This is a genomic window from Polaromonas sp. YR568 (genome assembly GCF_943369675.1).
Taxonomy (GTDB): Bacteria; Pseudomonadota; Gammaproteobacteria; order Burkholderiales; family Burkholderiaceae_C; genus Polaromonas.
In genome coordinates this window covers 70,358-95,130 of record NZ_CALROB020000007.1, presented here as the reverse complement: position 1 = coordinate 95,130, position 24,773 = coordinate 70,358, and the positions used below count along the sequence as shown (strand labels likewise).

Here is a 24,773-nt window from a genome sequence, read left to right as displayed (position 1 = left end):
GCGCCGGCCTGCGCCGGGCAACAGGTGGGCTGTTCAGGCGTTGCACAAGCCCAACGCTGATTACCGAAGTGGGTGGGTTGGGTGGCGTAGCGAAATAAAGGAGGAGCAGTCGGCCATAGGCCGCTGCGGGGGACATTCGCGTAGCCGCCCATCCCACCCTCTTCGGCGCACCCAGACTGTTTCTGTTGACCTTGTAAAGTAAAAAATGCACCTACTTTCCACCCGCCCCGGTGGCCACGTTGAAGACGGCGGCCAGGGCGTGGTGCGCGTGGAGCAGACGCCGGGCGACATCGTGGTGCTCAGCGCGGCCGACACCACGCTGTCCCTGCTGGCCGATGCTGCCGGGCAACTGCCCGCCGGCTTCCCCTCGGTGCGCCTGGCCAACCTGATGTGGCTGCGCCAGCCCGCGTCAGCCGACATGTATGTGGACGATGTGCTGCGCCATGCGCGTGTGGTGGTCATCGACCACCTTGGGGCCGCCAGCGACTGGGCCTATGTGGTGGAGCGTGTGCGCGAACTGGCCCGCGAACGCGGCCAGTGGCTGGCGCTGTTCTCGGGCGATGCGGCTGAAGACCTGCAACTGCTGATGCGCAGCACCGCCCCGCACGAGGATTGCCGCCAGCTCTGGCGCTGCCTGCGCGAAGGCGGCCGCGACAACGCGCGCACATTTTTTGAATTGATAGGCCACGCCGCCTTCGGCCTGGGCGCGCGCCCAGCGCCGCCTGAAGTGCTGCCGCCCGCCATGGTCTACCAGCCGCTGGAGACCCCCGCATGGCGGGGCGGCGTGCCGGCGGCGCTGCTGGTGTTTTACCGCGCCCATCTGCAGGCCGGCAACACCGCGGTGTTTGACGCCATGGTGGCGGCGCTGCACGGCGCCGGCATGAATGCGGTGGCCGTGGCGGTGGACTCCCTGAAGAACCCGGCCAGCCTGGCGCTGCTGCGCTCGCTGGCGGCGGAGCACCAGGTGGGCGTGGTGCTGAACGCCACCAGCTTTGCGATGACCGCGCTGGATGGCGACGACGCCGACAGCGTGGAAGGCACGCGCATGGAGCCGTTGGCCGGCGACGCCCCGGTGTTGCAGCTCATCACCGCCGGCTGCTCACAGGAGCAGTGGCAGGACGACCCGCACGGCCTGGCGCCGCGCGACCTGGCGATGCAGGTGGTGCTGCCCGAGGTCGACGGCCGCATCGGCACACGCGCCATCAGCTTCAAGGGCTTGGCCTGGCGCGATGAGCGCACCGAGGTGGACGTGGTGCGCTACCAGCCCGAGCCCGAACGCATGGCCTTTGTGGCCGAGCTGGCGCGCCGCTGGTGTGTGCTGCGCGAAAAGCCCAACGCCGAAAAGCGCGCCGCGCTGATCCTGGCCAACTACCCCAATGACGACGCGCGCCTGGCCAATGGCGTGGGCCTGGACACACCGGCTTCCACCGTGGCCTTGCTGCGCGCCATGCGGGATGCGGGCTACGCCACCGGCGAGCTGCCCGGGGGCGGTGACGCGCTGATCGCCGCGCTGGTCGCGGGTGTCACCAACAACCTGGACGGCAACGACATGCGCCCCGCCGGCCAGAGCCTGGCCATGGCCGATTACCTGGAAGATTTCAATCGCCTGGACGCCGCCGGCCGCGATGCCGTCAACGCCCTGTGGGGCGCGCCTGAACAGGACCCCATGGTGCGCGGCGGCCGCTTCATGGTGTCCGGCCTGCGCCTGGGGAATCTGTTTGTGGGCATACAGCCCGCGCGCGGTCGCGACCTTGATTTGGTTGCCACCTACCACGACGCCGACCTGGTGCCCACGCACAACTACCTGGCGTTTTACTTCTGGCTGCGCCGCCAGTTTGCCGTCGACGCCGTGGTGCACGTCGGCAAGCACGGCAACCTTGAATGGCTTCCCGGCAAAAGCGTGGCGCTGGGCGCGGCCTGCTGGCCCGACGCCATCCTCGGCCCCTTGCCGCACCTCTACCCCTTCATCGTCAACGACCCCGGCGAGGGCAGCCAGGCCAAGCGCCGCACCCAGGCCGTCATCATCGACCACCTGATGCCGGCCCTGACCCGCGCCGAGACCTACGGCCCGCTGCAAAAGCTGGAGCGGCAGATGGACGAGTACTACGAGGCCCTGTCGCTGGACCCGCGCCGCGCGCAGCGCCTGCGCGTGGACATCCTGGCGCGTGTGCTCAGCGAAGGCCTGCATGCCGAGCTCGGTTTTGCCAAACCCGCGGACGAGGCCGCGCGCCAGGCCTTGCTACAGCGGCTGGACGCCTATTTGTGCGAGATCAAGGAATCGCAGATACGCGACGGCCTGCACATCCTGGGCAGCTCGCCGCAAGGCCGCCAGCAGATCGACACGCTGGTGGCGTTGGCGCGTTTCCCCGGTGGTTCGGCAGCGGGGCAGCGCAGCCTGCTGGTGGCACTGGCGCAGGATTTGAAACTGGACGGGGTGGATGGCTTCAGCGCGCTCAGCCCCGAGTGGGCGCTGCCATGGTCCGGCCCCTTTCCTGCGGTGTTGCGGCAGTTGAGCAGCGAAGCCTGGCGCCATGCCGGCCACACGCGCGAGCGGCTGGAATTGCTGGCCCGGCAGTTGGTGACTGACCATGTCATCGCCGGCGAACCCTGGGATGCGGCCGCCTGGCCCCACACCAGCCCGGTGCTGCAACGCATGCGCCAGGTGCTGCGCCCGCGCCTGGACGCTTGCGGCCCGCAGGAAATCGCCCAGTGCCTGCGCGGCCTGGCCGGCCGTTTTGTACCCGCAGGCCCCAGCGGCGCGCCCTCGCGCGGCCGGCCCGACGTGCTGCCCACGGGGCGCAACTTTTATTCAGTGGACACGCGCGCCGTGCCCACGCAGACGGCCTACGCCATGGGCGCTGCCGCCGCCGAGCGTGTGGTCGAGCGCCACCTGCAGGACCACGGCGAAATGCTGCGCTGCCTGGGCCTGTCGGTCTGGGGCACCAGCACCATGCGCACCGGCGGCGAGGACATCGCCCAGGCCTTCGCGCTGCTGGGCGTGCGGCCCAAGTGGGCCGACGGCAGCAGCCGCGTGGTGGACATCGAAGTGCTGCCCATGGCCATCAGGAACCGGCCGCGCGTGGACGTGACCTTGCGCGTGTCGGGCTTCTTCCGCGACGCCTTCCCCAATGTGATCGACCTGTTCGACACCGCGGTGCGCGCCGTGGCCGCGATCAGCGAAGAGGATGAGCCCGATGACGTGAACCCGATACGCGCCCGCGTGCGGCGCGAAGCGCAAGAGGCGCAGGCCCGGGGGCTCAGCGCCGAAGCCGCCGAGCGCGAGGCCAGCTGGCGCGTGTTCGGCCCGCGCCCCGGCGGCTACGGCGCCGGGCTGCAGGAAGTCATGGCCAGCGGCCGCTGGAACGACGGCGCCGACCTGGCCCAGGCCTATCTTCGCGCCGGCGCCTTTGCCTACGGCCAGGGCCAGCACGGCGCGGCCGCGCGCGGCAGCTTCGAGCAGCGCCTGGCCGGCCTGGACGCCGTGCTGCACAACCAGGACAACCGCGAGCACGACGTGCTCGATTCGGACGACTACTACCAGTTCCAGGGCGGCATGGCGGTGGCGGTCGAACAGCTGGCCGGCGCGCCCGCCGCGCTCTACCACGGCGACTTCAGCGTGCCCGGCGCGCCGCGCATACGCACGCTGGGCGAGGAAGTGGCGCGCGTGGTGCGTTCGCGCGCCGTCAACCCCAAGTGGCTGGAAGGCGTGCGCCGCCACGGCTACAAGGGCGCGTTCGAGATGGCCGCCACGGTGGACTACCTGTTCGCCTTTGACGCCACCACCGGCGTGGTGGGCGACCACCAGTACGCGCTGGTGGCCGAGGCCTATCTGCACGACGACACCAATCGCGCTTTTTTGCAGCGGCACAATCCCGGCGCCCTGCGCAGCATTGGCGAACGCCTGCTCGAAGCCGTGCGGCGCGGTCTGTGGGAGGCGCCCGGCGATCACCGCGCGCGCATTGAAGAGCATTTGCTGGCGCTGGAGCGCCGGCTGGAAGAACACGGAGAAGGACCCCTGGCATGAACACCCCTGAACTGCACAATTCCGTCGAACCAGCCGCGCGCGCGGCCTTTCCCTTCACCGCGCTGGTCGGCCAGCCGCAGCTCAAGCGCGCGCTGCAGCTGGCGGCCATAGACCCCGGCATAGGCGGCGTGCTGATCAGCGGCCCGCGCGGCACGGCCAAGTCCACCGCGGCCCGCGCGCTGGCCGCGTTGCTGCCGGGCGCGCCCTTTGTCACCTTGCCGCTGGCCGCCAGCCTGGAGCAACTCGTGGGCACGCTGGACGTGGAAGACGTGCTGCGCGACGGCCGGGTGCGCCTGGCGCCCGGCCTGCTGGCGCGTGCCCACGAGGGCGTGCTGTATGTGGACGAGGTCAACCTGCTGCCCGACGCGCTGGTGGACGCCTTGCTCGACGCCGCTGCCAGCGGCGTCAACACGGTGGAGCGCGACGGCATCTCGCAGCAGCACGCCGCGCGTTTTGTGCTGGTGGGCACCATGAACCCGGAGGAGGGCGAGCTGCGCCCGCAGCTGCTGGACCGCTTCGGCCTCTCTGTAGCCTTGGCCAACCCGGTGGATGCCGCGCAGCGCACCGCCATCCTGCGCGCCCGCCTGGGCTTTGATGAAAACCCGGCGGCCCTTGGCGAACAACATGCAGAAGAACAGCGCGCGCTCAGCGCCGCGCTGCTGGCGGCCCGCGCCGCGCTGCCGGGCCTGGCCTGGTCCGACGACGTTTTGCACCACGCGGCGGCCTGCGCAATGGCGGCCGGTGTGGACGGCATGCGCGCCGACCTGGTGATGCTGCGCGCCGCGCGTGCGCTGGCGGCACTCGAAGGGCGCGGCGAAGTGACCGTGGCCGACGTGGACGCGGTGGCCGAACTGGCGCTGGCGCATCGCCGGGCCGAGGGCAGTGCCGCGCAGGCACCGGCCAATACCGAAGAACGCCCGGAACGGCAGCAGCCCCAACGCAGCCCGGAGCGCCCTCAAGATGAACCGTCCGCAGCATCCACGCCGCAAGGTGACTGGGGCGCGCTGCCGGCCCAGCCCGAAGGCATGGCCAAGGTCCAGCGCATCGCGGGGTGGCCGCCAAAAAAAGCCTAGGCCACCCCAGCCGCCGCCCGCGCAACGGGCCTGGCGGCCGGCGGTGGCCTCCACCCCAAACCGCTTCCACCAGCTCTGCAGCGCAGGGCGCGCAGCAGCGCGGCGCCGCCATTGCCTGGCTGCCCACCGTGGTGGCCAAGGGCCCCGCGCCGCTGCGGCGCGAGCATTTGCGCCGCCAGCCCGTGGCGCTGCGCGGCAGCCGGCTGCATTGCATCGTGCTCGACACCTCGGGTTCCATGCGCCGGGGCGGCCGCCTGGCGCTGGCCAAGGGCCATGCCGCTTTCATGATCGAGCAGGCCGCGCGCCAGGGCGACGATGTGGCGCTGCTGCGCTTCGGCGGGCAGGGCGTCGAGTTGTTGCTGCCGCCGGGCCGCGCGCGCGCCGCCGGCAGCCAGCGATTGCGCCCCGTGGGCGGCGGCGGCGGCACGCCTCTGGCCGAGGCGCTTGTCCAGGCCGAACGGCTGCTGCAACGCACCCTGCGCAAGAGCGGGCCCACCGAGTGCTGGCTGTGGCTGCTGACGGACGGCCGCACGCTGGAGCAGCCGCAGGCGCCGCTGACGCCGCAGCACCTCGTCATCGTGGACTTTGACGACCCGCACAAAAGCCTGGGCCGCTGCGCCGCCTGGGCCGCACGCTGGGGCGCGGAACACCGCCTGGCGCCCGCCTGATTTATCCATTTCAAAACGAATTTTCCTACCGATGCCCGATACCGAAATCATTGTCTGCACCACCTGCCGCCCGCCCGGCGCCTCGCGCGATCTGCCCGCCCACGGCCTGGCCCTGTTCGAAGCCGTACAGGAGGCGCTGCTGGTGTGCGAGCTCGACACCGGGCAGCACAAAGGCCTGCAGCTGCGCGGCCTGGCCTGCATGAGCGGCTGCTCCCGCGCCTGCACCGTGACGCTGCAGGCGCAGGGCAAATTCAGCTACTACTTCGGCGACCTGGTTCCCGACGCCGAGACCGCGGCCCAGGTGCTGGCCTGCGCGCAGTTGCACAAGCACAGCGCCGACGGCAACCTGGCCCGCAACACGCGGCCCGAGCGCCTGCGCGGCGGCATCCTTGCGCGCTTGCCCCCCGTCGGCCCGGGCTCGACATGACGGGCCGAATCCATTACGTTTGCTTTTGACGTCCTTTTTCATTCACGCTTTCCAGCCACCTTTTTCAGCCACTTTTTCATTGACCACTTACTTCAAGGAGATCACCATGACAGAACCGACCACGCTGACCCACAGCCCCTCTGACACCCTCACCCCGGTCAACCCCGGCCTGGCCGTGCTGCGCCCGCTGCTGGGCGCCGCCGCGCTGGGCTTTGTCGTCCTGTACGGCGTGGCCTTTGCCGAAAGCCCGCTGGCGCACAACGCCGCGCACGACGTGCGCCACGTAACCGTCAAGCCCTGCCACTGATCGCCGCGCAGTTCACAAGGAGATTGCCATGATTTTTCAACGATTGATCTGGGCCGCTTTGGCGGTCGCCGTGCTGGTGGGTAGCCTGCAGTCGGGTGTGCAGCAGCTGCAGGCCGTGCCCATCATCCTGGCTGCCGAGGTGTTTGAGGGCCAGAAGGTGGAAACACCCGAGCCGGCGCCGGCCGCAGCGCCCGCGATGGCCGCCGCCGCTCCCCATGTCCATGCCGATGCGGCCGCGCATTCCCATGCGGAGGCGGCCAGCGAATGGGCTCCGGCCGATGGCCTGGAGCGCGTGTTCTGGACCTGGGTGGCCAATGTGCTGCATGCGTTCAGCATGGCGCTGCTGGTTTTTGTGGTGATGGGCTTCAGCCTTGCGCGCGGCAGCAATATGCGCTCGCTGTCGCTGGCCGCCTGGGTGGCTGCGGCCGGCTGGTTGAGCTTTCACTTCTGGCCTTCGCTGGGCCTGCATGCGGAAATCCCCGGCATGGACGCTGCCCGCCTGGGCTCGCGCCAGGGCTGGTGGGTACTGGCGGCCGGAAGTGCGGCACTGGCTTGTGTCTCGCTGGCCATGCTGCGCAGCCCCTTGCGCTGGGCGGCCGCTGCGGCCTGGCTGGCGCTGCCCTATGTCGTGGGCGCACCGCACATCACGGCCGACCCGTTGGCCGGTTTCAGCGGCGAGGCCCAAACGGCCCTGCGCCAGCTGGGCACGCAGTTCATCTGGGCCACGACCTGGGTGTCCCTGTCGTTCTGGGTGAGCCTGGGCCTGGTGGGCGGTTTGGCCTTCCAGCGCTGGGTGCGCCCGGCCTTGCTGGCGGTGCTGCAGCGCAGCGCCACGCCGGCCGTCGGCGCCGTGCAAGCGCCGCAGTGAGCGCTGTGGCGGATTTAGCCGCCGGCCACGCCTTCAGCGCCGCTGAGCAGCAGGCGGTGTACCGCGCCATCCACGAGCGGCGCGACATGCGCCACTTCAGCGGCGGTGAGGTGGCCGATGACTTGCTGCAGCGCCTGCTGTCGGCCGCGCACCATGCGCCCAGCGTCGGCTTCATGCAGCCCTGGCGCTTTGTCCGCGTGCGCAGCCGGCCGCTGCGCGAAGGCATCCATGCGCTGATTGAGCAGGAGCGCGTGCTGACGGCGCAAGCCCTGGGCGAGCGCGAAGACGCGTTCATGAAGCTCAAGGTGCAGGGCGTGCTCGACGCCGCCGAGGTGCTGGTCGTGGCCCTGCCGCCGGGGCGCGAGCAGCATGTGTTCGGCCGCCGCACCCTGCCCGAGATGGACCTGGCCTCGGCCGCTTGCGCCATCCAGAACCTCTGGCTCGCGGCCCGCGCCGAAGGGCTGGGCATGGGCTGGGTCTCGATTTTTGATCCGCAACAACTCGCTGGGCTGCTGCAGATGCCCGAAGGCGGCAAGCCGGTGGCCGTGCTGTGCCTGGGGCCGGTTCAGGCCTTTTACGAGCAGCCCATGCTGCAGGCCGAAAAATGGGCGCGCCGCGCACCGCTGGCTGAGATGGTGTTTGACGACCTGTGGGGCCAACAAGCTTCTTCTGGAGAGAGTTCATGATTGTTTGCATTGGCGCCGGGCCGGGCGACCTTGGTTATTTGCCGCAACGCAGCGCGGAATTGATTCAACAGGCCGAGGTGGTGGCCGGCTTCGATGCCGTGGTGAAGGTGGTGCAGCCCCTCATTCCGGCCGGCGCCGACGTGGTGCGCATGAACTACCGCGACCAGACCGACAAACTCGCGCAGGTGGCCGCTGCCCACCACGCCGGCAGGCGCTGCGTCGTGGTGTTCATGGGCGACATCCATTTCAGCGGCTTCCAGTACCTGGAGCGTGTCGAGCGGGCCTGCGGCCACCGGGTGGAGGCCGTGCCCGGGATTTCTTCAGCGCAAATCCTGGCCTCGCGCGCCAGGGTGTGTTTTGACGAAACCACCTTCATCACTTTTCACCGCCGCGGCGACCTCGAGCCCTTCAAGCGCCACCTGGTGAACGTGCTGAACGACCGGCGCAACGCCATCGTCATTCCCTGCCCCTGGGATGCCGCGCGCTCTTTCATGCCCCGCCACATTGCGGCTTACCTGCTGGCGCAGGGCGTGGCCGCGGCCCACCCCGTGGAGGTCTGGGAAAACCTGACCGGCGACGAAGCCGGGTGGCGCGGTGAACTGGGCGAATGCGTGGACCGTGATTTTTCCGACATGAGCATCATGCTGATCCGCAGCCTGCTCGACATGCCAAGCCAGATCGAGCCCGTTGCGCTTGAGCCTGCCCTGTAGCTTCCTGTGATCTGGACCAGCCTCTACCTTTCACCCGGCCTGCCGTATGCCGCAGGCTGCCTGGCGCTGGCCTTGGTGTTGGCGCTGTGGATAGACCGCTTCATGGGCGAACCGCCTTCACCCATACACCCCGTGGTCTGGATGGGCCACTACCTCAAGGCTTGCGGTAGCGTGACCGTGCGCTGCACACCCGCCATGGCGTTTTTGCTCGGCACGCTCGCCTGGTGGGTGGGTGCGCTGCTGGTGGGCGCGGCGGCCTGGGGCGTGCAGGCGCTGGTGTTCTGGCAACTGGCCGGTTACGTCGCCAATCCCGGTTGGGGGGCGGCCATAGACACCGCGCTGCTGGCGGTGCTGATGGCATGGCTGCTCAAGTGTTTTTTTTCGTGGCGCATGCTGCGGGATGAGGTCGGCGCGGTCGAGCTTGCGCTGGGCCAGTCGCGGGACGCCGGGCGCGAGCGCCTGTCCTGGCTGGTCAGCCGCGACACGACGCAGCTCAGCGCCGGCCAGGTGCGCGAAAGCGCCATCGAGTCGCTCGCCGAAAACCTCAACGACTCCGTCGTCGCGCCCATTTTCTGGTTTGTGCTGCTGGGCCTGCCCGGCGCCGCTATCTACCGTTTTGCCAACACGGCCGACGCCATGTGGGGTTACCGCGGTACCTATCGCGGCCAGCACTGGGAATGGGCCGGCAAGTGGGCCGCGCGCGCGGACGACGTGCTGTCATGGCTGCCGGCGCGCCTCACCGCGCTGCTGCTGGCGCTGGCGGCCCGGGGCTTGCCGCCCGCCGCCTTGTCGCGCGAAGCCCGCAAGACGCCGTCCCCCAACAGCGGTTGGCCCATGGCGGCCATGGCGCTGGCACTCGGTATTTCATTGGGCAAGCCGGGTGTGTACACGCTGAACCCTGAAGGGCGGCCGCCCGAGGCGGTGGACACCGCACTGGCCCAGGCCTTGGGCGCCAAAGTGGTGGTCGCGCTGGTATCGCTTGCCGGGGCGGCGATGTTGTCGATCGCGGTGCTGGCGTGAGTTTCACGCATGCCGCCTCACGCACCCACGGTGGTCCCGACGGGCAGGGCGTGCCGCTGCACGATTTTTCCACCAACAGCAACGCCTGCGGGCCTTGCCCCGCGGCGCTGGCCGCCGTGCAGCGGGCCGACGCCATGCGTTATCCCGATGCGGGCTACACGGCCTTGCGCGCACGGCTCGCGGCCTTTCACGAGGTGGACGAGGCGCGCGTGCTGCTGGCCGCCAGCGCCAGCGAATTCATTTTCCGCATCACGGGCCTGGCGGCCGGGCAGGGCGCGCGCGCCGTCTGGCTGCCGCCGCACAGCTATGGCGATTACGCGCAGGCTGCTGCGGCGCATGGATTGACGGCGGCAAGCCAAGCCGGTGATGCGCAACTGCTCTGGGCTTGCGAGCCTTCCAGCCCACTCGGCGCGGCACAGGCCGGATTGGCGGCGCTAGTCGACGGTCGGAAAGCGCAAACCCTTGTCGTGTTGGACCGCGCCTATGAACCGCTGAGGCTCAGCGCCGCGCCCACACTCACGCCGCAGCAACTCAAACACATTTGGCAACTCTGGACTCCCAACAAGGCACTGGGCCTGACCGGCGTGCGCGCGGCTTATGCCATTGCGCCAATGGAACAAGCCGGCACTGCCGCGGCATTGGAGCAACGCTGCCCCTCCTGGCCCGTGGGTGCGCACGGCGAAGCCATGCTGACGGCGTGGGCCGGCGGCGAGGCGCAGCAATGGCTGGCGGGTAGTCTTGAAACTTTGCGCGAATGGAAAGTCCGGCAAATTGCCATGTGTGAATCCCTGGGTTGGCGCTGCCTGCCCAGCGAAGCAAATTTCTTTTGCGCGCAACCAGTCTTGCCGCAAGGCATGAGCCTGCAACAGGCCCTGGCCGCGCTGCGCGCCCAGGGCATCAAGCTACGCGACACCACTTCCTTCGGCTTGCCCGGCCACGTGCGCATCAGCGTGCAACCGCCTGCGGTGCAGGATGCCCTGGGTGGCGCTTGGCGGAAGAGCTTGGATTTCGTATAATAGTGGTTATATGGGTGTAACCATTAAAGTTGTTTTTGATACTTGTGTGTTGGTGGCGGCAGCCCGCTCGCGCCAAGGCGCCAGCTTTGCGTTGCTCTCGTCGTTGCCGCACCCGCACTTTCAGATTTGCCTGTCGGTAGCGGTGTACACCGAATGGCAGGCAGTTTTGAGCCGGCCTGAGCATTTGCCGCCGGGGGCTGATGCCAGCATGGCGCTCGGTTTCGTCAGGTACCTCGCCGGCTTGGCCCATCTGCAGGACATCCATTTTTTGTGGAGACCGTTCTTACGCGACCCGGACGACGACATGCTGCTGGAATGTGCCGTGGCGGCCGGTTGCACTTACATCGTCACGCACAACATCAAGGACTTTCGCCGCACCGAAGAGCTGGGCGTCAAAGCTGTCACGCCGGGCGAGTTTTTACAGATTTTGAAGGAGAAGTGATCATGACCGCACTCACCATTCGATTGCCCAACTCGGTCCACGAGAGCATCAAGCTTCTGGCCCGGAAAGACGGTATTTCTGTGAACCAATTTATTGCCAGCGCAGCCGCTGAAAAAATGGCTTCGTTTCAAACTCTGGACTACCTGCGCCAGGAAGCCGCTTTGGGCAAGCGTGAAGACTTTGAGAAGTTCCTGAAGCTGGTGCCGGACGCGCCACCCCTGGCGGGTGACGAACTTCCGGCAAGCAAAAAACGCGGCAAATAAGCCGGCATGACCGCTCATTGCGTCATGGTGCTCGGCACCACCAGCGGCGCCGGCAAAAGCTGGTTGACGACCGCGCTGTGCCGCTACTACGCGCGGCAAGGCCTCAAAGTCGCGCCGTTTAAAGCGCAGAACATGAGCAACAACGCCCGGGTCGTTTCTGAAGGCGAAATCGGCAGCGCCCAATACTTCCAGGCCCTGGCAGCGGGAGCCGTGCCCGACGTGCGCATGAACCCGCTGCTGCTCAAGCCCGAAAAAGACACCCAAAGCCAGGTCGTGCTGATGGGGCAGGTGAACGCCGAACTCTCGCGCATGGAATGGCGCGGCCGCAGCGCCTCGGTCTGGCCTGTGGTGTCGCGGGCGCTTGATGAACTGATCGCGGAGAACGACGTGGTGGTGATGGAAGGCGCGGGTTCGCCGGCCGAGATCAACCTCAAGGCCAGCGACATCGTCAACATGCGCGCCGCCCAGCACGCCAATGCGGCCTGCCTGCTGGTGACCGACATCGACCGCGGCGGCGCCTTCGCGCATCTCTACGGCACCTGGGCCATGCTCGACGAAGCCGAGCGGCAACTCATCAAAGGGTTTGTGCTCAACAAATTCCGCGGCGATGCCAAACTGCTGGCGCCCGGCCCGCAAATGCTGCAGGACATGACCGGCATCCCCACGGTGGCCACGCTGCCCATGTGGTGGCAGCACGGCCTGCCCGAGGAAGACGGCGTGTTTGACGACCACAGCGTGGCCTCCGGCGCGGTCAGCACCACGGTTGCCGTTATCGCCTACCCGCGCATCAGCAACCTCGACGAATTCCAGCCGCTCAAGAATGTGCCCGGCGTGCGCCTCAAATGGGTGCGCAGCCCGGCGGAGTTGATGGGCGCGGACTGGGTCATCCTGCCCGGCTCCAAACATACCAGCGGCGACCTGGCCTGGCTGCGCAAGCAGGGGCTGGACCAGGCCATCGCCGCGCATGCGGGCCGGGGCGGCGCGGTGCTGGGTATTTGCGGCGGCCTGCAGATGCTGGGCGAGGCGCTGATAGACCCGCACGGCATCGACGGCAACGCGCCCGGCCTGGGCCTGTTGCCGGTGGTCACCGTGTTCGACGAAGCCAAGACCGTGCGGCACCGGCAGGCCGCGTTCACGCCGTTGCGCGGCCTGTGGGCCGCGATGTCGGGCGTCGAGGTGCAGGGCTACGAGATCCACCACGGGCAGACGGCCCCGCATTCGGCCATGGCCGCCGCCGGCGACCTGGTTCATGCCGTCATGCCCGAAGGCCTGGCCTGGCAGAACCACGCGGGCAATGTGCTGGGCCTGTACCTGCACGGCATGTTTGAAGACCCGCGCGTGCTCAAGGCCCTGTTCGGCGCCGCCGCGCCCACCCTGGATTCGGTGTTTGACGGGCTGGCCGACTACATTGGCGAGCATTTTTCGCCCGGCGTTCTGCAGTCGCTCATAGGGCCACGCTAGGCACTTTGGTGGCGTGGGGCCCACATGCTGCGCAAATGCCATAAAAAAGTTGTTATTTGTACGGACAATCCGTAACAATCAGAAGCATTTTGTTTGGATGACCGATGCGCTTGGCAGTCGGGGTCTTGATGACCCGGCGCCGGCTGTGTGGCGTCACGCCGCCTCCGCATCAAGGACACCCATGAACGCCCAGCCCTGTGTGAATCGCCCATCCCGTCGCCTGCAGAGGCCGAAACAAGGGATGGCCGCTAGCTGGACACTCGCCTGGGCCGCCGCCGCGCTGTGCCTGCCGGCCGCAGCGCAAGCCGCGAGCGAGGTCTTCCCCGGAAGTTTTGAGGCCGCGTCGCCGGGCACCCGTGTCGCCAGCCTCTATTACTACCAGCGCTCGCTCGAGGGCTATTACGTCAACGGCACCCGCATAGGCGGCGCGAAGGTGGAAGGCCAGGCCGTCGTGGCGGCCTTCAGTGTGTATGGGCGGTTGTTCGACATGACCTCAAGCTGGTCGCTGCACCTGCCCTACCTGCGGGCGCACCGGACGGAGGGCGTGCTGCCCGCCGGCTTCGGCAATGAAATGAGCGGTGCCGGTGACGTGCGCATCGGCTACACCGTGTGGCCCGTCAATGACAGGGAGACCGGCCAGTGGCTGGCCGTGTCCGGCACCTTGCTGACGCCCACCGGCCATTACGACCACAGCCAGTCGATGAATGCCGGTGACAGGCGCTGGAAGGCAAACCTGCAACTGGCCTGGGTCCGCTACCTGTCGCCCACGGTTGCGGCCGAGCTGATTCCGGAAGTGACCTTTTACGGAAGCAACGGAAATTATGTGGGCTACCGCATGACGCAGGCCCCGGCGCCGGCGCTCACCACCTACCTGCGCTGGAAGTTCACGCCGGGGTGGGAAACCCAGGTCGGCTACCAGTTCAACACCGGCGGCGAGCAAACCATTGCCGGCAGGCGCCAGGGCAACGAGCCCAGAAACCGGCGCGTCTTTCTCGGTGTGTCGACCTTGCTGTCGCCCGGCGTGAAGCTCAACTTCCGCTATTCGCGCGACACATCCCTCAACTATGAAATGAAGACAACCCGCGACCTGGTGGCAAGCGTCAACTGGGGGTTTTAATTCCGTTTCTACTTCCCATCAAAGCGCCAGGTTGTTGCGCGTCTTGCCGTGAAGTGTCTGTATCAGGATTGTCTTTATCTGCGGAAATCTGCGTCATCTGCGGATAAAAAAATCATCCACAGATGACGCAGATTTACGCAGATTGAAAACGGGGCGTATGTACCCGTCTTGTTGATGTGTTTGTATCTCAGGGCGAACGGTCGTGAGAATCAGAGAGGTCCCGCCGTTTATTCCACCCGCTTCAAGGGCCCGAAGCAGGCCTCCAGCGAAGCCGTCTTGCAGACGATGAACTGGTCGCGCTTGGGGCTGAACTGGATAAAACGCAGCACGCTTTCATCGCCGTCCGCATGCAGGTCGCCCGAGCAGTCGCGCTTGCCGTTGCTGTTGGTCACGGTTTCGGTCAACGCATAAAAGCCTGCACTGGTGGGCTGGGCCGGCACCTGGTAATCGCCCTGGGTCACTTCTTCACCGCTGGTGCCCAGCCGCCTGCCGTCGGCGCGGTATCGCCAGGTTTCGCTGCATTGTTTACCGGGCAGGGTCCAGCTCCAGGTGCCGATGAGGGGGTGGGGCGTGGCTGTTGCGGGAGATTTGGGTGCTGCGGGCTTGGCCGGTTGCGCCGTTGCAGCGCCGCAGAGCAGTGCGGCCACCAACAGGCAGGCCGGCATGCGCAGGGGTGGATGGTCGATCCTGAAATGGCGATGGCTTTGTAAAGGCTTCATGAGTTCATTATGAAGCGGCTCGTGCAGCGGCCTCCAGTTGAGTCAAATCAGGCACCGTCATTTTTTCCGGCTGATCAGGAAGTTTGTTTTGAGATGCGGATCGAATCAAAGCACTCATTGGTGCCGTGCATTGTCAACGCGTAGTTGCTCTGGCCTGGAATGGGATACGTAGCGGCTACGACAGGGCCGAATCTTCTTTCAGCGCCCGTAACGAATGCCTGAATCCGCTCTTTGTCCGTTACCGTCTCTAACGCGTGAGTCAGCAGAACGGTCACGCTGTCCGGATTTCCCAAAGTGCCGGCCCATACATCGAGGCGTATGCACGTCTTTAACGTCGCAACAAGCCTGACGCCGGGATCGGCGGGAATCGGATTCCCCGATTCAAATTGTGTAAATTCCAGGCCCGAGTTACGAACATCGCCTTCAATCAGCTTGCGAAGGCCTCCCTGCTCCGCGCGATTCCAGTCCGCCCCTTGAATGGCCTTGAAAAGCCGTTGCGCAGCGATTGATTGTTTCGATTCAACCGGTGCGGCGGTGCTTCCGCCCTCCGCCGCTGCGCAGGCAACGCTTGTCCAAAAAACGGTGGCCAACAGCGCTGCTGTGCATTGCAGGGGGACCTGGCGACGGCGTAAAGCCGGGGCCGGCGCGAAATGGGGTGCTCTCATTGGATGATCTCCGTAGGCGAGGCTATCCCGCTCAAGCCTGCGGCCGCTTCTCCGGCAACTTCAGCGTCAGCGTCGTACCGGCATCGGAAGCGTGCAGCAAGATCTCCGCGCCAATAGCCTGGGCGCGGCGCTGCTGGTTGGCCAGGCCCTTGCCGCCTTTGGCCATGGCCTGGTCGACGTCAAAGCCGCCGCCGTTGTCGGCGATGACCACGCTGACGTAGCCGTCTTCGGCGCCTGTCATCACGCGGATCTGCGTGGCGCGGGTGTGCTTGAGGGTGTTGGTGAAGGCCTCCTGCAGGATGCGCAGGATGTGCAGCGCGTTGCGCGGGTCCAGCCAGTCCAGCGGCGGCACGTCGGAAATCTCCCAGCGCAGCGATATGCCCGCACCGGCCAGGCGCGGGCCCAGGCGAAAGCGGAGGGTGGCGAGCAGCAGCAGCAAATCGGCCTCCACCGGCTCCAGCGAATCGATGGTCAGCTTGAGGTCGTCGATGCAGCCTTTGAGGACTTCGGCGACGTCGGCCTCGCTGAGCTTGCCGCCTTCGACCACGCGCAGGGCGGTCACCAGCGAGGAGCCCAGGCCGTCGTGCATGTCTTGCGTGAGGCGCTGGCGTTCCTGGCTCAGGGTTTCGCGCTGCTCGATTTCGCGCAGCCGCTGGTAGCTCGCGGCCAGTTCGGTGTCGCGGTTCTTCAGGCTGGCTTCCAGCCCGCTGTTGAGCCGCTCGACGCCGGCCAGGGCGCCGACGTATTGCCGGAACATGATCACGACAAACACCGCGAACAGCACCATGGCGGCATAGGGCGTGAGGTAGTAACTTTCAAGGTCCAGCACGTACTTGAGCCTCGCCCAGTCGTAGACGCCGAACACGTAGTTGAGTAAAAAGGCGGTCGACAGCATCTTCGCGTCCAGCGAGCGGCTGCGCCATGAATGCCACAGCCCCAGCACCAGTACCACCGTGCCCATGGCTATCAGCAACAGGTGGGCATAGGGCCGCAGCGCCAGCAGGCTGGGGACGACGGCGGCAAAGGGCAGCGTGACGATGGAAAAGAGCGCGCCCGTCCCCAGCATCACGCGGCTGAGGCGGGGCATGGCCCGGCCGTGCAGCAACTGCATGAAAAAATGCGTCGCCAGCGACTGCCACATCAGGGCGTTGAGGGTGAGCCAGATGAACCAGGCGTCGCTGACGATGAGTTTTTCGGGACCCAGCTGGAAATGCCAGCGGCGCGTGGCGCTGAGCACCGCGATGGCGAACAGGTAGAGGTTGGCGGGGTGGCGGCGCACCACCCACACGGCCAGCGAAAAAAGACCCACCGCGAGGAAGGCCGCGCTGCACATAAAGGGCAGCTGGTAGGCCAGCCAGTCGCGTTTGGCGGCCATCTCGACCAGGCTGTCGGAATCGCCGGCGTAGAAGGACGAGATCGCGGCCTCGGGTGAGGGCAGGCTGTCCAGGCGTATCAGCAGGGTGCGCGGCGGCGGGCCGTCGGCGCTGAGGTTCAGCGGTAGCAGCAGCGCGGGGTGGTTGAACAAATTCCACACCGGGCTGCCGGTGGAGCGGTAGCGCAGTTGCCCGTCCGCGTAGACGGCGATCTGCCCGGCCGCCAGCCAGCGCAGCAGGTAGAAATGGGTCGGGCCCTTGGTGCCCTGCAATTCATCGAGCCGTATGCGCAGCCAGGTGGTGACGACGGTTCGCTTGCCGGCGACGGTCGCCACCGGCGGTTCAATGACCCGCGGCAAGGTGACGGGTGTCCAGCCTCCGCGCAGGGCGGTATCGTCGACCACGGCGGCCAGCGGCTTGAACGCGGCGCCTTCCTCGCGCAGCATCTCGGCGCCGGTGTAGTGCACGACGGCGCCCGCGGCCCAGGCGGCGGGGCCGCAGGCCAGCAGCCAGGCGCACAGCCACAGCCAGCGTGACACGGCCTTGCGCATCTCAGGACGCCAGGATGCCCTGGTGCCGGGCTTCATAAATCGCTTCAGCCCGGGAGTTCACATTGAGCTTGCTGTAAATGCGCCGCACATAGGTTTGCACCGTGTGCTGCGAGACCTGCATCAGCCGGGCGATTTCGTCGGCGGTAAAACCTTTGGTGATCAGCTCCAGCACTTCTTTTTCGCGGCTGGACAGCATGGCCTGTTCGCCGCCGGGCTGCGCGGGCGCCGCGGCGGGCACAGCGGCCGGCGCCGGGGAAGGCGCGGCGCGAAACCGCATCAGGATCTGCCGCGCGATCAGCGGGCTGATGGGGCTGCCGCCGCCGTGCAGGCTGCGGATCTCGTGCAGCATGTTCTCGGGTTCGCTGTCCTTGAGCAAATAGCCCGAGGCGCCGGCCTCGATGGACTGCAGCACGTGCGCCTCGTCGCCGAAGGCCGTGCACACCATCACCGCGCAGGTCGGCCACAGCGTGTGCGCCGCGCGTATCACGTCGATGCCCGAACCGTCGGGCAGGCCCAGGTCGACCAGCAGCACGTCGGCCGGCGCCTTTTCCAGCGACTGCAGGCCTTGCGCGCGCGTGCTGGCCAGGCTCATCAGGCGGATGTCGGGCGAGGCGGAGATGGCGGTCACGATGGCGTTCTGGAAGTGAACGTCGTCCTCCACAAGCGCCACGTGGATCAGGGACGGGGTTGGACTGGACTGCATGTCGGTTCCTGCGTTGGCGCATGCGCTGTGCATGCAGGGGGGCATCCCGCGCACGGGATGGGGAGGGGCGCCGGGGAATACGCCATTGTGCGTCAAGGGGCGGGCCGGCCGTGTCCCCATATCTGGGGACACGGGGCGAGAAGGCGGTGGCCTTCTCCAGGGGCAGGTCCCCGGTTTCGACGCGTTCAAGCCGCCGCGGGCCGCTGCAGCGGCAGGCGCAAGGTCAGCCGCGTGCCGGCGGCTGACGAGTCCCAGCGCACCTCGCCGCCTATGGCCTGGGCGCGGCGCTGCTGGTTGGACAGGCCCTTGCCGCCGTTTTGCAGCGCGGGCGCCACCGCGAAGCCTTTGCCGTTGTCGGCGATGCCGACGCTGACCCAGCCTTCGTCCGCACCGGTGGTCACGCGGATTTCGCTGGCCTGCGCGTGTTTGAGGATGTTGGCGAAAGCCTCCTGCAGGATGCGCAGGATGTGCAGCGCGTTGCGCGGGTCCAGCCAGTCCAGCGCCGGCACGTCGCTGATCTCCCAGCGCAGGATGATGCCGGTGCTCTCCAGCCGGCTGCCCAGGCGAAAACGCAGCGTGGCCAGCAACAGCAGCAGGTCGGCCTCCACCGGTTCCATCGAATCGATGGCCAGCTTGAGGTCGTCGATGCAGCCCTTGAGCACCTCGGCCACCTGCAGCTCCTGCAGCCGCCCGTCCTCCACCACGCGCAGCGCGCTGACCAGCGAGGAGCCCAGGCCGTCGTGCATGTCCTGCATCAGGCGCTGGCGCTCCTGGCTCAGCAGCTGGCGCTGTTCGACCTCGCGCAGGCGCGCATGGCTTTGCACCAGTTCAGCCTCGCGCGCCTGCAGCCGGCCTTCCAGCCCGGCGTTGACGCTGCGCACCTCTTCAATCGCGCGCGTGTAGCGGCGGAACATGATGGCCATGAAGATGAAGAAGGCGCCCACACCCGCATAAGCGCCCAGGAAGCTGCCTTCCACGCTGACGTGGTTGTTCTGCAGCAGCCAGTCGTACACCCCCGCCGCCATGCCCAGCAGGCTCCAGCCGGCCAGCAGCAGGCCGTCGCGCGACCGCGCGCGCCAGGCGTTGCGCAGGCCGAAGCCGAAAGCGGCCGTGCCCACGGCCAGCAGGAAAAGATAGACCAGCGGCGCCAGCACGGTGGCGCCGGGCCAGGTGTTCGCGAACAGCGGCAGCGTGAAGGCGCCGACCGCCAGGCTCAGGCCCAGCACGCCGCGGTCCAGCCAGGGCTGCCGCCTGCGGTGCAGGCGCACCAGGAAGAAGTGGGCGCCGGCGACCAGCCAGAACAGCGAATTCACCGTCAGCCAGCCAAACCACTCGTCGGAAACCGGCAGCCGGTGCTGGCCCGCGTAGTAGTGCAGGCTGCGGAGCCAGGAGAACACCGAGATGCTGAAGAACAGCAGGTACAGCGAATCGCCCGGGGAGCCCCGGCCCTGGCGCAACCACACGGCCAGCGCGAACATGCCCACCGCCAGGAAGGCCGCGCTGGTCATCAGCGGCAGCTGTATCTGCAGCGCGTCGCGCACGCGGTAGCGCCAGCCTATGGCCGCCTCGTCGCCCAGCCACAGGCTGGACACCGCGCCGCCGGTGGCGCGCAGGCGCTCTATGCGCAGCACCAGCGTGTGCGGCGGCGCCGCGCCGGCGGTTTCATCCAGCGCGATCCACAGCGGGTGGTTGGAGCCGTTCCACAATCGATTGGCATGCGACTGGTAAAGCAGCCGCCCGTCGCCGTAGACCGCGATCTGCCCGTCGGTCTTCCAGCGCGGCACATAGAGGTAGCGCGGCTCGCGCGAAGGCGCGAGCGCCGGCAGTTGCACGCGGTACCAGGTCACCACAGTTTGCGGGCCCAGGGCGTCGCCGCTGGAAGGCACGAGTTGGGGCGCCAGGGCATGCGGCAGCGCCACCGGCGTCCAGGGGCCGGGCAGGGCATCGGCATTCAACTGATAAGGGGGCGGTGAAAAGCCATGGCCGTCCACCGCGAAGAGTTCCGCGGCGGTGAGGTGCAAAGCCTGGCCGGCATGCGCCGGCTGCGCGCATGCCAGTATCGGCAGCGCAGCCAGCAGCAGCGCTGCACAGCAGCTTCGCCATCGGATAAGGGGCAAATCGGTCTCCAGCCTTGTGCCGGCAAGCGCAGGCGGCTACAAAAAGAATGGCGAATGGCACGGCCCGGGCGGGCCTGCGCGCCCCTCATTTTGCGGGCGGCGGGGCAGCCGGCTTGTCGCTAAAAGTGGTGACAGACAGGCGTGCCGCCGCGACTTACCATGCCATCTACCGGCAGTGCGCGCTGCATGACGACAGCGGGGGATCGCAGATGCCGGAACGCCTGTGGGAGGCGATAACAAGAAAGAGGGCCGGGAAGCGCTATGCCGAACATGTTGAAAGCCGCGTTGCTGGCGGCGGCCCTGGCTGTTGCCGGCGCCAGCCATGGCCAGGAACCGACCGAAATCTCCTTCTATTTCCCCATCGCGGTGGGCGGCCCCGTCGCCAAAAGCATTTCGGCCCTGGCCGCCGATTTTGAAAAAGACAACCCCGACGTCCGCGTCAAGCCCATCTACACCGGCACCTACAAGGATTCCATCGTCAAGGCATTGACGGCGCACAAAAGCGGCACGCCGCCCGACACGGCCGTGCTGTTCGCCGTCGACATGTACACGCTGATAGACGCCAACGCCATCGTGCCCTTCGACGACCTGGTCGCCAATGCCGCCGACGTCGCCTGGCTGCGCGGCTTTTACCCGGCGCTGATGACCAACAGCCGCGCCGCCGGCCAGACCTGGGGTATTCCCTTCCAGCGCTCCACCATCCTGCTGTACTGGAACAAGGAACTCTTCCGCCAGGCCGGCCTGGACCCGGAACGCCCGCCCGCCAACTGGGCCGAGATGGCCGACTACGCGCGCAAGCTGACCCGGCGCGACGCGGCCGGCAACACCACGCAGTGGGGCGTGCAGATTCCTTCGTCCGGCTTTCCTTACTGGCTGTTCCAGGGCCTGGCCACCGGCAACGGCGCGGAACTGATGAACACGGCCGGCACCAAGACTTTTTTTGACAAGCCCGCCGTGGTCGAGGCCCTGCAGTACTGGGTGACGCTGTCGCGCGAGCTGCAGGTGCACCCGCCCGGCATCGTCGAGTGGGGCAGCACGCCGAATGATTTCCTCAGCGGCAAGGCCGCGATGATCTGGACCACCAGCGGCAACCTGGGCAACCTCAAGGCCAGGGCCGGTTTTGATTTCGGCGTGGGCGTGCTGCCGGGCAACAAGCAACGCGGCTCACCCACCGGCGGCGGCAATTTTTATGTCTTCCGCAAGACCACACCGGCGCAGCAGAAAGCCGCCTTCCGTTTTATCCAGTGGATGGTCGCGCCCGAGCGCACCGCGCGCTGGGGCATAGACTCCGGCTACATCGCCGTCAGCCCGGCCGCCTGGGACAGCGACGCGATGAAGAAGTATGTGGCGGAGTTTCCGCAGGCCGCCGTCGCGCGCGACCAGCTGCCGCAGGCCGTGGCCGAACTCTCCACGCACGAGAACCAGCGCGTGACGCGCGCGCTCAACGCCGGCCTGGCGGCGGCGCTCACCGGCGCCAAGACACCTCTGCAGGCCCTGAAGGACGCGCAGGCCGAGGCCGAGCGCATCCTGCTGCCTTACCAGCGTTGAGGCGTACGGTGAACACGCTTCCTTCTTCGCCCGCCGCCGCGAACGCCCGCCCTTACGCCCTCAGGCGCCTGCGCTTTTTCAGCTACCTCCTGCCCTGCGTGGTGCTGGGCCTGGCGCTGGCCGCGGCCTGGTATTTCTGGGAGCGCGAGCGCCAGGAGATCGAAGGGGTGCTGCAGGGCGAATTCGACGCCCGCGTGCGCGAGACCACCAGCCTGTTCCGCGAGCGCATGCTGGCCTATGAGCAAGCGCTGCGCGCCACGCACGGCCTGTTTTCCACGTCGGACAAAGTGCAGCGCGGCGACTTCCAGTCCTTCGTGTCCAACCTGCGCATCCAGAACCACCCCGGCCTGCAGGGCATGGGTTTTGCGCTCATCGTGCTGCCCAATGAGCGCGAGCGCCACATCGCAGCGGTGCGCAGCCAGGGTTTTCCGGCCTACACGGTGCAGCCGCCCGGCGAGAGCGGCGCCAGCACCTCGGCGCTGTACTTCGAGCCCACCGGCTCCACCTTCCTGAGCACGCTGGGCACGGACTATTTTTCAGAGCCCTCGCGCCGCCCCGCGATGGAGGCCGCGCGCGACAGCGGCGGCATCGCGATTTCCAACAAGGTCAAGCTGCCCGAGGAAGACGCTGCCCAGGTCCAGGCCGGCTACCGCATGTACCTGCCGGTCTACAAAAACGGCAAGCCGCAGGCCACGCAGGAAGAACGCCGCGCCAACATCGCCGGCTGGATCTACGCCGCCTTCAGCATGGACGGCCTGATGGACAACATCCTCGGCGAGCGCGCCAACATCACGGTGGACGTGTACGACGGCGCGGGGCAGGGCGACGACCAGCTCATCGACACCTACAGCGACCGCGTGGGCGGCGAGTCCGCCGTCAAGCTGTTTTACGCGACGCAGCAGGTGGAAGTGGGGGGCTACGGCTGGACGCTGACGGCGCGCTCGCTGCCCAACTTCACCACCGCCATCGCCATCAGCAAGCTGCAGCTCGTGGCCCGCCTGGGCGCGGCGGCCAGCGTGATGGCGGCGCTGCTGACCTGGCTGTTGCTGCGCCGGCGCATGCGCGCGCTCAGCGCCGCCGAACACCTGCGCAGCGCCAAGGAACATGCCGAAGCCGCCAGCCACGCCAAGTCGCAGTTCCTGGCGGTCGCCAGCCACGACTTGCGCCAGCCCATCCAGGCGCTCAGCCTCTTTGTCGCCACGCTGCAGGCCATGGCCGGGCGCGAACAGATACGCGGCGCCGAAGTGGGCCACATCGCGCAGCGCCTGCAGCTGGCGCTCAACGGGCTGGGCCGGCTGCTCAACGGCCTGTTTGATTTGTCGCGGCTGGACAGCGGCACCGTCTCGGTCGCGCGGCAGCCGGTGGAAGTCGCCACGCTGCTGGCCGAGCTGAACAATGCCTTCGCCGGGCCGGCCGAAGCCAAGGGCCTGGGCTTCAAGGTGGCGGCGCCGCACGGCCTGTGGGTGGACACCGACCCGCTGGTGCTGGCGCGTGTGCTGTCCAACCTCGCGGCCAACGCCTTGCGCTACACCGATTCGGGCCGCATCCTGGTCGCCTGCCGGCCGCGCGGCAACACGCTGGCGTTCCAGGTCTACGACACCGGCATCGGCATTGCCGACGGAGAGCGCGCCCGCATCTTCGGCGAGTTCTACCAGGTGCCCAATGTCGAGCGCGACCGCGAACACGGCTTGGGCCTGGGGTTGGCCATCGTCTCGCGCTCGGTGCAGTTGCTGGGCGGGCGCATACGCGTGGGCTCCACGCCGGGCAAGGGCTCGGTCTTTACCGTCACGCTGCCGCGGGCTTCGGCGCCCGCACCCGCGCAGGAAAGCGCGGCGCCAGCCCGGGGCCGTTTCAACAGGGGCGGCGTGCTGGTGATCGACGACGACCCGGAGGTACGTGACTCCATGCAGCGCCTGCTGGAGGCCTGGGGCTATCCGGTGACAGTCGCCGCTTCGCTGCCGGAGGCCGTGGCCGCCGCCGCGCAGGCCGAGGGCCTGGCGCTGGTGCTGACCGACTACCGGCTGGGCGGCGGCGTCACCGGCATACACGCCGTCGAAGCGGTGGAGCGCCACCTGGGCTACCAGGTGTCCGCCGTCATCGTCACCGGCGACACCTCGGCCGAACCGGTTACCGAAGCCGCCCGCCACGGCCTGCGCCTGGTCTACAAGCCGGTTGAGCCGCGCGTGCTGGCCGAGCTGTTGAAAAGCATCCAATGAACATCCCCATCGAATCCACCGCCATCACGGGCGCCACCACCCGCATCGTCCTGGCCGAAGACCACGCGCTGATGCGCGACGGCCTGAAGATGCTGCTGTCGACCCAGCCCGGCTTTGAAGTCGTCGCGGAAACCGGCGACGGCGCCGCGGTGGAGGCGCTGGTGCGCCGTTTCAGCCCGCATCTTTTGCTGCTGGACCTGGGCTTGCCCGGCCTGCACGGCGTGGACATCGCCACGGTGCTCAAGGCCGGGTTCGGTGACGCCATCAAGGTGCTGGTGCTCACCGGCGACCTGCAGGCGCATTCCGTGCGGCAAGCGCTGGCCGCGGGCGCCGACGGCTATATCCACAAGAGCGAGGACAGCGCCGAGCTGCTGCAGGCCGTGCATGCCGTGCTGGCCGGGCGCCAGTACGTCAGCCGCAACATCGCCGCCGCCTTCCTGCCGCGCACACAGCGCGTGGACTACTCGGGCGACACGCTCGTCGCCACCCCGCGCGAACGCGAAATCATGTCGCTGGTGGCCCGCGGCCTGAGCAACCGCGAGATCGCCGAACTGCTGGCCATCAGCGTGCTCACCGTGCGCACCCACCGGCAAAACCTGATGGAAAAATTCTCGCTGCGCAATGCGGCCGAGATCACCGCTTACGCCGTGCAACGCGGCTACTACACCCCGTCCTGAGCGGCGGTGATTTCCTGACAGAAGCCACGTCCCCAAAACTGGGGACACGGCCGGCCGGTTTTGCACCCCGCACTACTGCATTGGCAGTATTGCCGCACAGGGGTTCGCTGAACAGAATCGTT

The 24,773-nt window shown here is 67.6% G+C and carries 22 protein-coding genes; 17 read left to right on the top strand and 5 right to left on the bottom strand.

Annotated elements, in window-relative coordinates; translation table 11 throughout:
- Positions 1-205 precede the first annotated feature (205 nt).
- From cobN to ACLV8F_RS05225, 14 genes are all read left to right on the top strand, one after another.
- Positions 206-4,024 carry a cobaltochelatase subunit CobN gene (cobN, locus tag ACLV8F_RS05290; protein ID WP_411883200.1) on the top strand — a complete coding sequence of 1,273 codons (3,819 nt, stop codon included), beginning with the start codon at positions 206-208 and terminating at the stop codon, positions 4,022-4,024.
- Positions 4,021-5,097: an ATP-binding protein gene (locus tag ACLV8F_RS05285; RefSeq protein WP_411883199.1), complete on the top strand. Its 1,077-nt coding sequence runs from the start codon at positions 4,021-4,023 to the stop codon at positions 5,095-5,097. Before cobN ends, ACLV8F_RS05285 begins: the two co-directional genes overlap by 4 nt.
- Positions 5,076-5,765, top strand: a complete 690-nt coding sequence (locus tag ACLV8F_RS05280) for a vWA domain-containing protein (protein WP_411883198.1) — start codon at positions 5,076-5,078, stop codon at positions 5,763-5,765. The genes ACLV8F_RS05285 and ACLV8F_RS05280 overlap by 22 nt, the downstream gene beginning before the upstream one ends.
- A gap of 31 nt (positions 5,766-5,796) precedes the next feature.
- Positions 5,797-6,192, top strand: coding sequence for a DUF1636 family protein (locus tag ACLV8F_RS05275; RefSeq protein ID WP_411883197.1), 396 nt, complete (start codon positions 5,797-5,799; stop codon positions 6,190-6,192).
- Positions 6,193-6,298: 106 nt separating this feature from the next.
- The gene (locus ACLV8F_RS05270; protein WP_411883196.1) at positions 6,299-6,499 is read left to right on the top strand and encodes a CbtB domain-containing protein; all 201 of its coding nucleotides are present in this window, start codon (positions 6,299-6,301) and stop codon (positions 6,497-6,499) included.
- A 28-nt stretch (positions 6,500-6,527) separates the two neighbouring features.
- Complete coding sequence (locus ACLV8F_RS05265; protein WP_411883195.1) at positions 6,528-7,367, top strand: CbtA family protein; 840 nt, start codon at positions 6,528-6,530, stop codon at positions 7,365-7,367.
- 5 nt (positions 7,368-7,372) lie between these two features.
- Positions 7,373-8,053 (top strand): 5,6-dimethylbenzimidazole synthase, encoded by a 681-nt coding sequence (bluB, locus tag ACLV8F_RS05260; RefSeq protein WP_411883194.1) that lies wholly within the window; start codon positions 7,373-7,375, stop codon positions 8,051-8,053.
- The gene (locus ACLV8F_RS05255; protein ID WP_411883193.1) at positions 8,050-8,763 is read left to right on the top strand and encodes a cobalt-precorrin-7 (C(5))-methyltransferase; all 714 of its coding nucleotides are present in this window, start codon (positions 8,050-8,052) and stop codon (positions 8,761-8,763) included. Before bluB ends, ACLV8F_RS05255 begins: the two co-directional genes overlap by 4 nt.
- Positions 8,764-8,865: 102 nt before the next feature.
- On the top strand, positions 8,866-9,783 hold the full coding sequence (gene cbiB, locus ACLV8F_RS05250) for an adenosylcobinamide-phosphate synthase CbiB (protein ID WP_411883262.1): 918 nt from the start codon (positions 8,866-8,868) through the stop codon (positions 9,781-9,783).
- The gene (locus tag ACLV8F_RS05245; RefSeq protein ID WP_411883192.1) at positions 9,780-10,799 is read left to right on the top strand and encodes an aminotransferase class I/II-fold pyridoxal phosphate-dependent enzyme; all 1,020 of its coding nucleotides are present in this window, start codon (positions 9,780-9,782) and stop codon (positions 10,797-10,799) included. Before cbiB ends, ACLV8F_RS05245 begins: the two co-directional genes overlap by 4 nt.
- A 10-nt stretch (positions 10,800-10,809) precedes the next feature.
- On the top strand, positions 10,810-11,241 hold the full coding sequence (locus ACLV8F_RS05240) for a putative toxin-antitoxin system toxin component, PIN family (protein ID WP_411883191.1): 432 nt from the start codon (positions 10,810-10,812) through the stop codon (positions 11,239-11,241).
- Positions 11,242-11,243: 2 nt separating this feature from the next.
- Entirely contained in the window at positions 11,244-11,504 is a 261-nt protein-coding gene (locus ACLV8F_RS05235; RefSeq protein WP_411883190.1) for a toxin-antitoxin system HicB family antitoxin, read from the top strand.
- Positions 11,505-11,510: 6 nt separating this feature from the next.
- Positions 11,511-12,965, top strand: a complete 1,455-nt coding sequence (locus ACLV8F_RS05230) for a cobyric acid synthase (protein WP_411883189.1) — start codon at positions 11,511-11,513, stop codon at positions 12,963-12,965.
- Between the two features lie 241 nt (positions 12,966-13,206).
- Entirely contained in the window at positions 13,207-14,082 is an 876-nt protein-coding gene (locus ACLV8F_RS05225) for a transporter (RefSeq protein WP_411883188.1), read from the top strand.
- Between the two features lie 227 nt (positions 14,083-14,309).
- Here the strand turns inward: ACLV8F_RS05225 and ACLV8F_RS05220 are convergent, their stop codons facing one another.
- The 5 genes from ACLV8F_RS05220 to ACLV8F_RS05200 form a co-directional block, all read right to left on the bottom strand.
- Positions 14,310-14,801 carry a hypothetical protein gene (locus ACLV8F_RS05220; RefSeq protein ID WP_411883187.1) on the bottom strand — a complete coding sequence of 164 codons (492 nt, stop codon included), beginning with the start codon at positions 14,799-14,801 and terminating at the stop codon, positions 14,310-14,312.
- 74 nt (positions 14,802-14,875) lie between these two features.
- Positions 14,876-15,391, bottom strand: a complete 516-nt coding sequence (locus ACLV8F_RS05215) for a hypothetical protein (protein WP_411883186.1) — start codon at positions 15,389-15,391, stop codon at positions 14,876-14,878.
- Positions 15,392-15,497: 106 nt separating this feature from the next.
- Positions 15,498-17,378 (bottom strand): ATP-binding protein, encoded by a 1,881-nt coding sequence (locus ACLV8F_RS05210; protein ID WP_411883185.1) that lies wholly within the window; start codon positions 17,376-17,378, stop codon positions 15,498-15,500.
- Between the two features lie 13 nt (positions 17,379-17,391).
- Entirely contained in the window at positions 17,392-18,093 is a 702-nt protein-coding gene (locus ACLV8F_RS05205; protein ID WP_411883184.1) for a response regulator, read from the bottom strand.
- A gap of 185 nt (positions 18,094-18,278) precedes the next feature.
- On the bottom strand, positions 18,279-20,210 hold the full coding sequence (locus tag ACLV8F_RS05200) for an ATP-binding protein (RefSeq protein WP_411883183.1): 1,932 nt from the start codon (positions 20,208-20,210) through the stop codon (positions 18,279-18,281).
- Between the two features lie 270 nt (positions 20,211-20,480).
- On the opposite strand from ACLV8F_RS05200, the gene ACLV8F_RS05195 reads away from it, so the two are divergent.
- From ACLV8F_RS05195 to ACLV8F_RS05185, 3 genes are read left to right on the top strand one after another with little or no spacing between them, the layout of a single operon-like run.
- The gene (locus ACLV8F_RS05195; protein WP_411883182.1) at positions 20,481-21,758 is read left to right on the top strand and encodes an ABC transporter substrate-binding protein; all 1,278 of its coding nucleotides are present in this window, start codon (positions 20,481-20,483) and stop codon (positions 21,756-21,758) included.
- A gap of 8 nt (positions 21,759-21,766) precedes the next feature.
- Complete coding sequence (locus ACLV8F_RS05190; protein WP_411883181.1) at positions 21,767-23,974, top strand: CHASE domain-containing protein; 2,208 nt, start codon at positions 21,767-21,769, stop codon at positions 23,972-23,974.
- The gene (locus ACLV8F_RS05185) at positions 23,971-24,651 is read left to right on the top strand and encodes a response regulator (RefSeq protein WP_411883180.1); all 681 of its coding nucleotides are present in this window, start codon (positions 23,971-23,973) and stop codon (positions 24,649-24,651) included. Before ACLV8F_RS05190 ends, ACLV8F_RS05185 begins: the two co-directional genes overlap by 4 nt.
- The last annotated feature ends 122 nt before the right edge of the window (positions 24,652-24,773 follow it).

What these genes read in the sequence shown, in the direction of transcription:
- cobN (WP_411883200.1), top strand. Translation starts at nt 206, where the DNA reads ATGCACCTACTTTCCACCCGCCCCGGTGGCCACGTTGAAGACGGCGGC.
- ACLV8F_RS05285 (WP_411883199.1), top strand. Translation starts at nt 4,021, where the DNA reads ATGAACACCCCTGAACTGCACAATTCCGTCGAACCAGCCGCGCGCGCG.
- ACLV8F_RS05275 (WP_411883197.1), top strand. Translation starts at nt 5,797, where the DNA reads ATGCCCGATACCGAAATCATTGTCTGCACCACCTGCCGCCCGCCCGGC.
- ACLV8F_RS05270 (WP_411883196.1), top strand. Translation starts at nt 6,299, where the DNA reads ATGACAGAACCGACCACGCTGACCCACAGCCCCTCTGACACCCTCACC.
- ACLV8F_RS05265 (WP_411883195.1), top strand. Translation starts at nt 6,528, where the DNA reads ATGATTTTTCAACGATTGATCTGGGCCGCTTTGGCGGTCGCCGTGCTG.
- ACLV8F_RS05255 (WP_411883193.1), top strand. Translation starts at nt 8,050, where the DNA reads ATGATTGTTTGCATTGGCGCCGGGCCGGGCGACCTTGGTTATTTGCCG.
- cbiB (WP_411883262.1), top strand. Translation starts at nt 8,866, where the DNA reads ATGGGCGAACCGCCTTCACCCATACACCCCGTGGTCTGGATGGGCCAC.
- ACLV8F_RS05240 (WP_411883191.1), top strand. Translation starts at nt 10,810, where the DNA reads ATGGGTGTAACCATTAAAGTTGTTTTTGATACTTGTGTGTTGGTGGCG.
- ACLV8F_RS05235 (WP_411883190.1), top strand. Translation starts at nt 11,244, where the DNA reads ATGACCGCACTCACCATTCGATTGCCCAACTCGGTCCACGAGAGCATC.
- ACLV8F_RS05230 (WP_411883189.1), top strand. Translation starts at nt 11,511, where the DNA reads ATGACCGCTCATTGCGTCATGGTGCTCGGCACCACCAGCGGCGCCGGC.
- ACLV8F_RS05225 (WP_411883188.1), top strand. Translation starts at nt 13,207, where the DNA reads ATGGCCGCTAGCTGGACACTCGCCTGGGCCGCCGCCGCGCTGTGCCTG.
- ACLV8F_RS05220 (WP_411883187.1), bottom strand. Translation starts at nt 14,801, where the DNA reads ATGAAGCCTTTACAAAGCCATCGCCATTTCAGGATCGACCATCCACCC.
- ACLV8F_RS05205 (WP_411883184.1), bottom strand. Translation starts at nt 18,093, where the DNA reads ATGCAGTCCAGTCCAACCCCGTCCCTGATCCACGTGGCGCTTGTGGAG.
- ACLV8F_RS05195 (WP_411883182.1), top strand. Translation starts at nt 20,481, where the DNA reads ATGTTGAAAGCCGCGTTGCTGGCGGCGGCCCTGGCTGTTGCCGGCGCC.
- ACLV8F_RS05185 (WP_411883180.1), top strand. Translation starts at nt 23,971, where the DNA reads ATGAACATCCCCATCGAATCCACCGCCATCACGGGCGCCACCACCCGC.